The sequence below is a fragment of the Stenotrophomonas humi genome (genome assembly GCF_001431415.1).
GTDB classification, from domain to species: domain Bacteria; phylum Pseudomonadota; class Gammaproteobacteria; order Xanthomonadales; family Xanthomonadaceae; genus Stenotrophomonas; species Stenotrophomonas humi.
This window is the reverse complement of record NZ_LDJI01000006.1, coordinates 74415-88010: the sequence shown is the minus strand read 5'-3', so window position 1 is coordinate 88010 and position 13596 is coordinate 74415. Positions and strand designations below refer to the sequence as shown.

Here is a 13596-nt window from a genome sequence, read left to right as displayed (position 1 = left end):
GCGCGACCATGAAATATTTTTCACTGGTATGGGCGCAGCTGTTCCGCAGCCGCACACGCACGTTGTTCACGCTGCTATCCATCGTCACGGCCTTTCTGCTGTTCGGCATGCTGGATTCGGTGCGCGTGGCCTTCAACAGCGGCGGTAGCAGCGTGGCCGGCGCCAATCGCCTGATCGTCTCCTCGCGCTTGTCGATCACCCAGTCGCTTCCCATCCGCCTGGAATCACAGATCCGTCAGGTGGAAGGCGTTCGCGACATCACCTACGGCATGTGGTTCGGCGGCATCTATCAGGATCCGAAGAACTTCTTCGCCAACTTCTCGGTCGCACCGAACTATTTCGACGTCTACAGCGAATTCGAGATTCCCAAGGCGCAGCTGGAAGCCTTCCGCACTACCCGCACCGGCGCCATCGTCGGTGAAACGCTGGCCAAGGAGTTCGGCTGGAAGATCGGTGACACGATCCCGTTGCAGGCCACCATCTTCCCGCGCGGCGGCAGCAATGACTGGCCGCTGCAGATGGTGGGAACGTTCCGCTCCAAGGACCGTGCCGTGGCCAACAACGAGGAACGCCAGTTGATGATGAACTGGAAGTACTTCGACGAATCCAACGACTACATCAAGAACCAGGTCAGCTGGTACACGGTGACGCTGGACAACCCGGATCATGCTTCCCGGGTTGCGCAGGCGATCGATGCGATCTCGGCCAACTCCGACCACGAAACCAAGAGCCAGTCCGAATCGGCGTTTCAACAGGCTTTCGTCAAACAGTTCGCTGACATCGGCATGATCGTCACCTCGATCATGGGTGCGGTGTTCTTCACCCTGCTGCTGCTCACCGGCAACACGATGGCGCAGGCGGTACGCGAGCGCATCCCGGAACTGGCAGTGCTGAAGACGCTGGGCTTCAAGGACGGCACGGTGCTGATGCTGGTCATGGTGGAAGCGGTGCTGCTGGTCGGTCTTGGTGGCGTCATCGGGCTGGGCCTGGCCGCGCTGATATTGCCAGGCATGGCCACGCAGGCACGCGGAATGCTGCCGCCGCAGGTTCCACTGCAGACCTGGGCGATGGGGGCGGTCCTGATCGTGGTGATCGGGCTGGTGGTGGGCGTGTTGCCGGCGCTGCGCGCCAAACGCCTGCGGATCGTCGATGCACTGGCCGGGCGCTAACGGAGAACGACATGAAGACATTTCTTTCAAACGCGCTGATGATCGTGTTGTTGGCCGTGGGCCTGGGCATCTGGGTGGCGCTGCCCTGGTACGGCGTACTCGCGATGGTCGTGATCATCGCGCTGTGGTTGCTGCTCACCCGCAGCGGCCGCTTGGCGCTGGCGGCAACACGCATTGGTCTGGCCAGCCTGCCGCAGCGCTGGGGTGCCTCTTCCGTGATCGTGATCGGCATTGCCGGGGTGGTCGGGGTGCTGGTGGCAATGCTGGCGATGGGCCAGGGCTTCCAGGCAACGCTGGAGAGCACCGGCGATGACAGCACCGCCATCGTGCTACGCGGCGGCTCGCAGGCCGAGACCAACTCGGTCATCACCCGCGAGCAGGTACCGCTGCTGGAAACCCTGCCCGGCGTGGCGCGCGGTGACAACGGCCGCCCGCTGGTATCGGCCGAAGTCTCGCAGGTGGTCAACCTGACTTCCCATGGGGATGGCACCGACGTCAACGCGCAGTTCCGTGGCGTCGGTGAGCAGGCCTGGGCGGTACACGACAAGGTGCGCATCGTCGAAGGCCGCAAGTTCGGCGCCGGCCTGCGCGAGATCGTGGCGGGGCGCGGCGCGCAGAAGCAGTTCCAGGGGTTGGAGGTGGGCAAGACGCTCACCTTGGGCAACCAGGCGTGGACAGTAGTGGGCATCTTTGAATCCGGTGATGCGCACGAATCGGAACTGTGGACCGATGCGCAGACGCTGGCCAGCACCTACGACCGCAGTGCGTGGCAGTCGATCAGCATACGGACCGACGGCAAACAGGGCTTCGAGGCGTTCAAGGCAGCCGTGGCCGCAGACCCACGGCTGAAACTGGATGTGGAAACCACCGCCGAGTACTACCGCAAGCAGGGCGGCGGCTTGAACAAGCTGCTGAAGGTGCTGGGCACGGTGATCGGCGCGATCATGGCGGTGGGTGCGGTGTTTGGCGCGCTCAACACGATGTATGCAGCGGTGGCCACGCGTGCGCGTGAGATTGCCACGCTGCGTGCCATCGGCTTCCGTGGCGTGCCGGTCGTGACCGCGGTGATGCTGGAGACCATGTTGCTGGCGTTGCTCGGCGGCCTGCTCGGCGGCGTGATCGCGTGGCTGGCATTCAACAACTTCACCGTATCCACGCTGGGCAACAACTTCAGCCAGGTGGTGTTCCAGTTCAAGGTCTCGCCACCGCTGCTATGGAGCGGGCTGAAATGGGCACTGGGCATCGGCCTGGTCGGTGGCCTGTTCCCGGCACTGCGTGCAGCACGCCTGCCGATCACCACGGCACTGCGCGAAACCTGAGTCCACCAAAGCTGTCCGCAGAATGAACAGCCCACCCGCACGCAGCGGGTGGGCCGGCGGAAGTTATCCCTTCACGCATCTATCCGATTGGTTCATCATGCGCGCCCGCCCAAGTCCCGGCGGCCAGCGGAGCTGTGATGGCGGATGCTGCGTCCCTCCCCCAACGGTGATGCATCTGTCACAGCGCCCCTATAAGGGCGCTTTTTTCGTAGTAGGTATAAAGGAAAACCGAAAGAGATGTCTTTGAAGTCGACCCCGCTGTGCTCCGCGATCACCCTCGCGTTGGCCAGCAGCTGCAGTGTCACCGCGTTCGCGCAGGACGCCAACGATTCCACCACCACGCTGGACCGCATCGAGATCACCGGTTCGCGCATCCGCCAGGCCAACGTCGAGACCGCACAGCCGGTGATCGCCCTGAGCCGCGCAGAAATCGAGAAGAAGGGCTACGTCAACGTCGCCGACATCCTGCAGGATGTCACCGCTGCCGGCGCGCCGTCGCTGAGCCGTGCCTCTGCGCTGTCCTCCGGCCGCGACTACGGCGGCATGTTCGTCAGCCTGCGCAACCTTGGCCCGGAACGCACCCTGGTGCTGATCGACGGCCGCCGCATGGGCGTCAGCGCCGGCGGCTACTCCGACGTCGGCTCGATCCCCTCGGCCATCGTCGAACGCGTTGAAGTGCTGACCGACGGCGCCTCCGCGCTGTACGGCTCGGACGCCATCGCCGGCGTGATCAACGTCATCACCCGCAAGAATTTCGACGGCGGCAACGCCAGTGCCTACGTCGGCCAGTACAGCGAAGGCGATGGCCAGAAGCGCTCCTACAGCGCCAACTTCGGCAAGACCTTCGACCGCGGCTGGTTCAGCGTGGGCGCCGAGAAGTCCAAGGAAGATCCGGTGCTGGGCGGCGCGCGTGAGTTCACCGCGTACCCGAACGGCCCGTATCACCCCGGTGATGGCCTCAACGGCACCACCGCATGGGGCTCGGTCACCGTGGACGGCAAGGTGCTCAGCGTCGGCCCGGGCGGCGATCCGTCGAAGGTGGAGAACTTCAAGCCGCGTGACCCGGCCACCTACGCCAACACCAAGACCAACATGACCCTGCTCTCCTCGCTGGAGCGCAAGTCCGCGTTTGCCAATGGTGGTTTCCAGATCACCGACGATCTGCGCGTGGTCGCCGACGTGCTGTACAGCGAGCGTGAGTCGGTCAAGCAGCTGGCCGGTTACCCGTATTCTGTTTCCCAGGCGCAGGCCAACAGCGGTGCGCGCGCGGCACTGTCCAAGGACAGTGCGTTCAACCACTGGGGCAAGGACGTGCTGTTCTCGCATCGCACCGAGGAGTTCCCGCGTGCGACCAACAACAGCCTGACCACCAAGCGCGCCAGCCTGGGCCTGGAAGGCAGCTTCGAAACCGGTTCGCATTTCTGGGACTGGAACGTCAGCTACATGTACAACCGCAATGAGGGCGAGCGTCGCACCCTGCAGAGCATGTACCAGCCGAACGTGAACCTGGCCGTGGGCCCGTCCTTCATCGACGGCAACGGCGTGGCCCGCTGCGGCAGCGTTGGCAACGTGATCGAAGGCTGCGTGCCGTGGAATCCGCTGGCGCCGATGGGCAGCAACAGCCCGGGCTCGCTCAGCGGCGACCCCGCCGTGCGCGACTATCTGTTCAAGAGCTTCGTCGATGAAATCCGCAGCACCACCAAGGTGGTCAGCGCGAACATCTCCGGTTCGCTGTTCACCCTGCCGGCCGGCGACATCATGGCCGCGATGGGCGTGGAACACCGCACCGAAGAAGCCAGCTACACCCCGGACATGATGGTGCAGAACGGCCAGATCGCCGGCACCAGCGGCAAGCCGACCCAGGGTGACTACAAGCTGGACGAGGTGTACATGGAACTGCAGGTGCCGTTGCTGGCCGACCTGCCGTTCGTGCGCGAACTGTCGCTGGATGTGGCTGGCCGCTACTCGGACTACAACAACTTCGGTGGCACCACCAACGGCAAGTTCGGCCTGAAGTGGAAGCCGATCGACACGTTGCTGGTCCGCGCCACCTACGGCACCGGTTTCCGTGCACCGACCGTGGACGATCTGTACGGCGGCACCGTCACCACCCGTGACCGCATCACCGATCCGTGTGACCGCTCCTTCGGCGCCGCCGCACGCAACAGTGAAGTGGCCGCACGCTGCACCGCCGCCGGCATGGGCGCCGGTTTCCGCCAGAAGACCGGCGACGGCGAACTGGCCACCACCTCCGGCGTCCAGGCCGTCACCGACTTCACCTCGGGCTCCAACCCGAACCTGGAGCCGGAAACCGCCAAGACCTGGACCGTGGGCCTGGTCTACAGCCCTGACTTCGTCACCGGCCTGGACCTGAGCCTGGACTGGTGGAAGATCCGCATCGACAACGTGATCGTTGGCGAGTCGGCCACCGACATCCTCAACCAGTGCTACGTGCAGGGCATCGCATCGGCCTGCGACCGCTTCACCCGCTACGCCTCCGGCACCAACAAGGGCCAGGTCAGCGACATGAATCGTTCGTTGAACAATGCCGGCTACGAAGAGACCGCAGGCTATGACCTCGGCGTGCGTTACCGCCTACCGGAAATGGCGTTCGGCCAGCTGTCGCTGCGCTGGAACACCACCTACGTGGACTACCGGTCGCGCAAGAGCGACAACGTGGACACCACCCCGGTCGAGCAGTTCACCGGCTGGGAAGGCAACTTCCGCGTCCGCTCCAACCTGACGATGGATTGGCAGAACGGCAACTTCGGCGCGAGCTGGACCACCCGTTACACCTCCAGCATGAAGGAGAAGTGCTCGTACGATCTGGAAGGCGGCCCGGAGTGCAACATGCCGAACTTCCAGTCGCCGTACACGGACATGCAGCCGAGCCGCAAGCTGGGTTCCAACACGTTCCATGACCTGCAGGTGCGTTACGCGTTGCCGTGGGACGGTACCGTGTCGCTGGGCATCAACAACGTGTTCAAGCACGAAGGCCCGATCATGTACAGCCAGCCGAACAGCAGCTTCACCTACTACGGTGGCTTCGACATCGGTCGTTTCATGTACATGAAGTACCAGCAGCGCTTCTGATCCAGACGCCGCAACGGTGCGGATTCAACGCGTCGTGATTGCATGATTGAAAGCCCCTCTCCCGTTCGCGGGAGAGGGGTTGGGGTGAGGGCAACCCCTTTGGGGCTACCCTCACCACCTCGCTACGCGCTTTTCCCGCGGAAAAGCTTGAACGAGCGCAACGCTCGCACAGCAGCCGGAGGCGACAAGCCCCTCCTGCAACCCGAACACCACACAACGGTCATCTTCCTGTCATCACCACGCGGTAGATGCGGCGCTTGCTTGTGGCTACGGTGACGCTCTCCCTACATCGGTTCCCGCCATGCTTCGTTCGCTGGCGCTGGCTGGCGTCTGCGTGATGCTGGCCGGCTTTGCCCTCTCCCCTCCCGTTCCATCGCTGTCGCTCAGCGAGCGCCTTGCCGCGCCCGGCGGTACCTCTCCGCTGGTTCCCACCGAGCGCATCGACGCGCTGTTGGCGCAGCTGCCTCATCAACAGGGCAGCGTTGCCGGCACCGATGGCGTCGCGCTGCATTGGGTTGCGTTTGATCCCGGCGACTATCGGTTGGACTACCGCTATCTCGGCAAGGGCCAGCAGTTTCCCGAGTTCTCGATGGAAGCCTCGTCGCCGGCAACGTCCGACATCGCACCACGCGGCACGGTGATCCTGCTGCATGGCTGGATGATGGATGGCGGCTCACTGCTGCCCTGGGCGCTGGAGCTGGCACAGAACGGCTATCGCACCATCGCACTGGATCTGCGCAACCACGGCCGCTCCGGGCATGCACCGTCAGGCTACGGCACGCGTGAAGGCGAGGACGTGGTGGCCGCACTGCAGGCCTTGAAGGCCGAAGGCCGGATCAGCGGCCCGGTGCACCTGCTCGGCGTCTCTTATGGCGCGGCGACGGCCATCTTCGCTGCGCGCGAACTCGGCCCACAGCTACGCAGCGTGGTGGCGATGGAATCCTTCGACAACGCCGGTCAGGCAATCCGCACGATGGTGCCGCACATGCTGTCGCGCCCGCCCGAACGCCTGAGCGACTACCTCGCCCTGCCACTTGCCCGCTGGCAATACGGCGGCAGCGGCCTGGACGACGCCATCGCCGCGACCGACCGCAAGCTCGGCATTGATCTGGACCGCGTGGATGTCGGCCAGGCGTTGGCGCAGGTACCGGCCTGCGTGCTGCTCGTACACGGTCGCGACGATGAGCACATTCCGGTCAGCCAGGGCCGTGCACTGGCGGCCGCTGCCCCGCATGCGCGTTATCTGGAAGTGGCAGGCGAGGATCACCTGACCCTGCCGATGCGACTGGACCGCCTCTCCGGCGTGATCAACCACTGGTTCGCCGAATCCGGTGACAACGCGCATTGCCCCGCGGTGGATGCTGCCGCGGTTTAGTCAGTGGAGCGGAAGCGAGAGCTTTACTCACGCACGCGCAAGCCGGGCCTTCCGTGCCGCACGCACACCCGCTACCGCAAACACCACCAGGCCCGACCAGATCAGACAGAAGCCCACCAGCTGATTCGCATTGAACGGCTCGCGCAGGATCAGCACGCCGACCAGAAACTGCAGTGTCGGCCCGATGTACTGCAGCAGGCCCACCACCGACAACGGTATCCGCCGCACGCCGTAGGCGAACGCGATCAACGGCACCGCGCTGACCACGCCGGCCAGTACCAGCAGCACGTCGTTGCCCCAGCCCCAACCGGAAATGAAGCCCCCGCCGTGGCCGCTTTCTGCCCACAGCACGTACAGCAGCGCCGGCAGCACCATGAACAGGCTTTCCACGCCCAGCCCGGTCACCGCCTCCACGGCCACCAGCTTGCGCAGCAGGCCGTACAAGCCAAAGGTGATCGACAGGCCGATGGCGATCCACGGCGGACGCCCGCTCTGCCAGGTCAGCCATGCCACGCCCAGCGCGGCCAATCCGACCGCAACCCACTGCAACTTGCCCAGGCGCTCGCCCAGCACCACCACACCCAGCACCACGCTCAGCAACGGGTTGATGAAGTAGCCCAGGCTGGTTTCGATCACATGGCCGGCATTCACCGCCCAGATGTACAGGCTCCAGTTGGCACTGATCAGCAGGCTCGACAGCCCCAGCAGCCAGAACCGACGCGGCGTGAGCCACACCTCATGCAGCCAGCCCCAGCCGCGTGCAATGGCCAGCCCACCGATCAGCAGCACCGCGCTCCACACGATGCGGTGGGCGATGATCTGCGAGGACGGCACTTCGGCCAGCAGATGCCAGTACAGCGGAAACAGCCCCCACATGACGAAGGCCAATGTGGCGGCGAGTAGACCGTTGCGATGTTCGGTAGCAGGGTTCATGCGCGACGTATCCGTGCCAGGGTGATGACCACGACGCCGGCCAGGATGACCACCATCGCTCCGATATCCGACGTACTGAAGCGCTCGTGCGCGATCCAGGTGCCCAGCGCCACGGCGATTACCGGGTTCACATAGGCGTAGCTGCCCGCCAGCACCGGCCGCACGTTCTGCAGCAGCCACACATATGCCGTGAACGCGATGATGGAGCCGAAAACGGTCAGGTAGCCGACCGACAGCACGCCCTGCATGCCCGGCCAGCCGTCCACGCGCTCACCGCGCAGCAGGCCGACAGCCACCAGGATCGCGCCACCACACAGCATCTGTCCGGCGGCGGTCATGAATGGCGAAGGCAGATCGCGGCCGCGCGACCAGATCGAACCGGCGGCCCAGCCCAACGGTGCGATCAACAGAAACACCAGGCCCTTCGGGGTCGCGGTCAGGCTGCTGCCGGCATTGAGCCACAGCACACCCAGGAAGCCGATGCCGATGCCCCACCACTCACCGCGCGTGACCTTGTCACCACGGAAGGCGGAAAACAGCGCCATCCACAACGGTACCGATGCCACTGCCACGGCAGCCAGCCCTGAGGACACATCACGCTCGGCCATCACCACCATGCCGTTGCCGAAGAACAGCAGACACAGGCCCATCACTGCCAGGGTTGGCCATTGCGCACGCGTGGGCGCGGCCATGCCACGCCAGCGCAGGAAGGCGTAGAGCACGCCACCGGCAATCACGAATCGCGTGCCGGAGATCACCGACAGCGGCGGCAGGCCGCTTTCCAGCGCCAGATGAATACCGAGGTAGGTCGACCCCCAGACCACATAGACCAGGAACAAGGCCAGTACGACAAGGCCGCTCTTGGGAGCAGCCGGCGAAAGTGGGGGGGAAGACATGGGGCGGACACCACCATCAGGGGAACGCGAATTCTAGGCCAGTGAGGCACGGGTTATCAGTACGGAAAACGGCATGCTGTTTTCGCCTGGCGTTGATGGCCCATCAACGCGGTGTCTACGCGGGCAACCAAAGGGCTGAAAGATGCATCGCCCCCTCTGCCAGCAACAAGAGCCCCTCTCCCGTCCACGGGAGAGGGGCGTGATGAGGGCCAACGAAACCCGCTCAGGTCAACACCCCTCACCGAAGGTCAGCCCCAACCCAGGCTCAGGAAGCAACGCCCCCCCCTTCTGAGCTGACCTCAGCACCTCCCCCCTACGAAGTCATTACATCGCCCAACACCCGGCTGGAGTACGGTGAATCTCGGGCCGGCGGCAGAATGCTCCCGGCCAGGCGCGCACGTTCCCGCTTCACTTGCAGGAGACGCTTCCGCATGAGCACCGCCCTATCGGCACACCCCGAACGCGCCGCGCTGCGCCGTTCCATCTCCAACACGCTGAAGGGCTCGGCCGGCAATCTGGTCGAGTGGTACGACGTTTACGTCTACTCGGTGTTTGCGCTCTACTTTGAATCGCAGTTCTTCTCGGCCGCTGACAAAAACTCCACGATGTATGTGTGGGCGATCTTCGCGGCCACCTTCCTGATGCGCCCGATCGGTGCGTGGTACTTCGGCCGCTTCGCCGACCGCTTCGGGCGGCGGCGGGCGCTGACGGTATCGGTGTCGGTGATGGCCGGCTGTTCGTTCCTGATCGCCATCACCCCCACGGCCTCGCAGATCGGCATCTGGGCGGCGATCATCCTGTTGCTGGCGCGCCTGCTGCAGGGCTTCGCCACCGGTGGTGAGTACGGCACCAGCGCCACCTACATGTCCGAAGCCGCCATTCCCGGGCGACGCGGCTTTCTGTCTTCGTTCCATTACGTCACGTTGGTTGGCGGCCACGTGCTGGCACAGCTGACGTTGCTGGCCATGCTCAGTTTCTGGGACAAGCCCGAGATCTCCGCCTGGGGCTGGCGCATCGCCTTCGGCATCGGTGGCATCGCCGCGCTGGTGGTGTTCTGGCTGCGCCGGAGCATGGACGAATCGCTGCAGGAATCCTCCATCGAGGCCGCCAGGGAAGGACGTGCCAAGGCATCCGGTTCGATGTACGAACTGTTCGTCCACCAATGGCGTCCCTTGCTGCTGTGCTTCCTGATCACCGCCGGCGGCACGGTGGCGTTCTACACGTACTCGGTCAATGGGCCGAAGATGATCCAGAGCGCCTTCGCCGGTGATGACGTGATGACCGGCACGCTGATCAACCTCGGCGTATTGACCTTCCTGATGGTGCTGCAGCCACTCGGTGGCTGGCTGTCGGACATCGTCGGCCGCAAGAGCCTGCTGGTGTTCTTCGGCATCGGCGGCGTGCTCTACACCTGGTACATGGTGACCGCGCTGCCCAAGCAACATGACGCACTGATGGCCTTCCTGATCCTGGCGGTGGGCTTCGTCATCCTTACCGGCTACACCTCGATCAATGCCGTGGTGAAGGCCGAGTTGTTCCCCACCCATGTACGCGCACTCGGTGTTGGCTTTGGCTATGCGCTGGCCAACTCGTTGTTTGGTGGCACCGCACCGCTGCTGTACCAGGCCGCGTTGAAGACCGACCACGTCAACACGTTCGCGCTCTATGTCACCGCCGTGATCGCGGTGTCACTGGTGGTGTACGTGTTCTTCCTTAAGAACAAAGGTCCGAACTGGCTGGATGGCACGCGGCAGTAGCACCGCTCGGATCTTCAGTTCGCACGTTTTTGCTTTTGCGCTTGCGCGTCATTTCCACCCCGGCGGGAATGACGAACAAGGCGCCCTCGCAGCAAAGCTGCTCCGGCAGCCAGGATCGCTTCGGCCCCTCCCTTTCGCACAGCGAAAGGGAGGATTGGCAAGGTCTTCTCGATAAAGCCCCAGCGGAGCGAGGCTCCGCTCTATATCGACGTGATGCTCAGCCCAGCAGCATCGCCATCAGTTCATCGGCGCAGTGCGTCACTGGCTTCGCGGGCGGCTTCAAACTCCGCGCCCTTGTCCCATTGCGGCCACTGCCGGCCATTGGCCAGCTCCAGACCCAGGTCATAGACCAGCAGCGTGTCAGCGGCCAATCCGCGTGCATCCCATTGCGGCGACCATGCATCGCAGGCCTGGTGATAGCACTTGGCGAAGTAGGCATCACGCAGCGCGCGACCGGCAGCTACGCCACCGTCGAGCTTGTCCAGGCCGGCGCCGACGGTGATCGCCGGCACACCCTTGCGGGCAAAGGCGAAATGATCGGCGCGGTAGAAGAAGCCGGCCTCCAGATTCGGGTCCGGTGACCAGCGGCGGCCACGTGCCTTGGCCACACGGTCCACGTCGCCCTCCAACGAGACACGCCCTTTGCCCCAGGTCGCGATATCGGCGGTTTCACCGTCCGGACTGAACATCTCGATGTTCAACACCGCTGCGGTGGTTTCCAGCGGCGCCAGCGGGTGCGCGGCGTAGTAACTGGCACCGAGAAGGCCCTTTTCCTCGGCGGTGAGTGCCAGGAAGTACAGGCTGCGCTGCGGGCGCGGGCCGGCAGCGAACACGCGCCCCAGTTCCAGCACCGAAGCGATACCGGTGGCGTTGTCGATGGCGCCGTGGCGAACGTTCTGGCCACTGGCGTCGGGCTCACCGATGCCGAAGGCGTCCCAGTGCGCGGAGAAGATCACCGACTCCTCCGGGTGGGTGGCGCCTTCCAGCTTGGCAACCACGTTGCGGGTCACCACGCGCTCGCGATTGACCCAGAAACTCGTCGACAAACGTGCATCGCCCAGTTCCACCGGACGGAACTCGGTTGTCATCGCCTTGCGTTTTTCCGCTTCAAAATCCAGGCCGGCCGCGCTGAAGATGCGCTCGGCCAATGCACGCTGCACCCAGCCACGCACCGGCGTGTGCGCAGCCAGCGCTTCTTCCTGGCTGCGTTCGATATCGAACAGCGCCGAGGTGCCAGATGCCTTCACCGTCGCCCACGGATACGCCGCGCCGGCCGTCTCGTGCACGATCAGCACGCCCTCGGCGCCACGCCGCGCGGCTTCTTCGAACTTGTAGGTCCAGCGGCCGTAGTAGGTCACCGCCTTGCCATCGAACGCACCCGGGGCATCCGCCTCGAAGTCGGCGTCGTTGATCAGCACCACGGCGATCTTGCCGGCCAGGTCCACGCCCTTGTAATCGTCCCAATGACGCTCCGGTGCGGAGATGCCATAACCGATGAACACCAACGGCACATCCTGCTGGTCGACCACGCCAAACGGGCTCAGGCTCTGCAGGGTGATGTCCTCGCCGTTGACCAGCGGCAGCATCTTGCCGCCGAGCGTCAGGTGCGCGGCGACCTTGCCATCGACGGTGGCGCGCACCAGCGGCACTTCCTGCACCCAGCTGCCGTCCTTGCCGCCCGGTTGCAGGCCCGCCTTGCGGAACTCTTCGATCAGGTAATCGACGGTGCGCTGCTCACCATTCGTTGCCGGTGCACGGCCTTCGAATTCATCCGATGCCAGGATGCGCACATGCCGCGACAACGCTTCCGGATCGATGCCGCCGCCCGGCAGATCATTCGCCGCATTGGCGATACCACCGACGAACAGGCAGGAGGACAGCAACAGGATGCGCATCGGGTTCACGGCAGATACCAACAAGCAGACAGAGCTGCAGATTCTACGGAGGAAAGACCGGGAAGAGTGAATCAAGCGCGGGAACAACGGCGGCGCAGGCCGAGATGAAAATCCGGCACTCGCGGCGACTGCAAGGCGGGGGGCGGACCTCAGCGCTTGTCTCGATCCAGCCAGCACGCCAAACCCTGCGCATTGAGCTCAATATCCATCTTCAACACCCGCAGCACCTCGGCGTCGACCAGCGCACTGTCGTGCCTGCGGGCGCGCGCCACATACAACGCACTCAATGCCTCCACCAATACGTGATGCCGCTCCGGCAGAGCCGCGCATTGGCGGGCAATGGCCACCATCGCGTCGATCTGTTCGTGCAGGTCGCCGGCCAGGCGTGCGGTGTCCTCCACGCGCCCGTAGTGGGTGAGATACATCGCCTGCGGGCTGCGCGCCATCAAACGGTCGATGGATGCATGCATCGCATCGGGCTCGAACTGCACCGGCGAGGAGGTCGGAATGATGAAGGCACCGGCGCCGCCATCCAGTTCGCGGTAGGACAGCCCAAACGTATCGCCGGTGAACCAGCTGCGGCTGGCTTGATCCCACACGCAGAAGTGATGGCGCGCATGTCCCGGCGTATCGATGCACAGCAGTTCCCGCCCGGCCAGCAGGACGCGATGCCCCTCCTCGGCCACCACCACGCGCTCGGCCGGCACCGGCACGATCCGCCCGTAGCTGCGCGCGATTTCCGCCTCGCCGTAAACCGCGGTGGCACCGGCAATCAGCCGCGTCGGATCGATCATGTGTTGCGCGCCGCGCGGGTGCACCACCAGCCGGGCATTGGGCAGCTGTTGCATCAACGCACCGGCACCACCGGCGTGATCCAGATGCACATGGGTGACGATCAGCCAATCAATGTCGGCAGGTTGCAGGCCGGCCCGCTGCACGCAGGCCAGCAGGTTGGGCAATGAATGGCTGGTGCCGCAATCGACGAAGGCACCGCGCCCGTCCTGCACGATGAGGTAGGCCGCATCGAAATGATCGCGCTGGAACGCGGTATCGATGGTGTGGATGCCATGGTCAACGGACATCGGCGCAACTCCTTCGTGGGCGAGCTTCGATCCTGCCAGCCGCCCCGTCAACGTCACATTGCACCTTGGTCGCAGAC

Annotated in this window: 9 protein-coding genes; 5 read left to right on the top strand and 4 right to left on the bottom strand. The window is 64.5% G+C overall.

What is annotated here, in order from left to right; translation table 11 throughout:
• Nucleotides 1-8: 8 nt before the first annotated feature.
• The 4 genes from ABB26_RS03035 to ABB26_RS03020 all read left to right on the top strand — a co-directional run bounded on the left by ABB26_RS03035 (nt 9) and on the right by ABB26_RS03020 (nt 6956).
• Nucleotides 9-1169: an ABC transporter permease gene (locus ABB26_RS03035; RefSeq protein ID WP_057632104.1), complete on the top strand. Its 1161-nt coding sequence runs from the start codon at nt 9-11 to the stop codon at nt 1167-1169.
• Nucleotides 1170-1180: 11 nt separating this feature from the next.
• Nucleotides 1181-2488, top strand: coding sequence for an ABC transporter permease (locus tag ABB26_RS03030; protein ID WP_057632103.1), 1308 nt, complete (start codon nt 1181-1183; stop codon nt 2486-2488).
• A 237-nt stretch (nt 2489-2725) separates the two neighbouring features.
• On the top strand, nt 2726-5581 hold the full coding sequence (locus tag ABB26_RS03025; RefSeq protein WP_057632102.1) for a TonB-dependent receptor: 2856 nt from the start codon (nt 2726-2728) through the stop codon (nt 5579-5581).
• A gap of 301 nt (nt 5582-5882) precedes the next feature.
• Entirely contained in the window at nt 5883-6956 is a 1074-nt protein-coding gene (locus tag ABB26_RS03020; RefSeq protein ID WP_057632101.1) for an alpha/beta fold hydrolase, read from the top strand.
• Between the two features lie 27 nt (nt 6957-6983).
• Here the strand turns inward: ABB26_RS03020 and rarD are convergent, their stop codons facing one another.
• Together rarD and yedA are read right to left on the bottom strand one after the other, a co-directional pair.
• Entirely contained in the window at nt 6984-7889 is a 906-nt protein-coding gene (rarD, locus tag ABB26_RS03015; RefSeq protein WP_057632100.1) for an EamA family transporter RarD, read from the bottom strand.
• Entirely contained in the window at nt 7886-8785 is a 900-nt protein-coding gene (gene yedA, locus ABB26_RS03010) for a drug/metabolite exporter YedA (RefSeq protein ID WP_057632099.1), read from the bottom strand. The genes rarD and yedA overlap by 4 nt, the downstream gene beginning before the upstream one ends.
• A 431-nt stretch (nt 8786-9216) precedes the next feature.
• Here yedA and ABB26_RS03005 point away from each other — a divergent pair, with 431 nt between their 5' ends.
• Nucleotides 9217-10542 carry an MFS transporter gene (locus ABB26_RS03005; protein WP_057632098.1) on the top strand — a complete coding sequence of 442 codons (1326 nt, stop codon included), beginning with the start codon at nt 9217-9219 and terminating at the stop codon, nt 10540-10542.
• A 242-nt stretch (nt 10543-10784) separates the two neighbouring features.
• Here ABB26_RS03005 and ABB26_RS03000 read toward each other — a convergent pair whose 3' ends face one another.
• Together ABB26_RS03000 and ABB26_RS02995 are read right to left on the bottom strand one after the other, a co-directional pair.
• Nucleotides 10785-12437 carry a M28 family metallopeptidase gene (locus ABB26_RS03000; RefSeq protein ID WP_057632097.1) on the bottom strand — a complete coding sequence of 551 codons (1653 nt, stop codon included), beginning with the start codon at nt 12435-12437 and terminating at the stop codon, nt 10785-10787.
• Between the two features lie 149 nt (nt 12438-12586).
• A complete protein-coding gene (locus ABB26_RS02995) occupies nt 12587-13519 on the bottom strand; it encodes an MBL fold metallo-hydrolase (RefSeq protein WP_057632096.1) in 933 nt (310 codons plus the stop codon).
• Nucleotides 13520-13596: the final 77 nt, after the last annotated feature.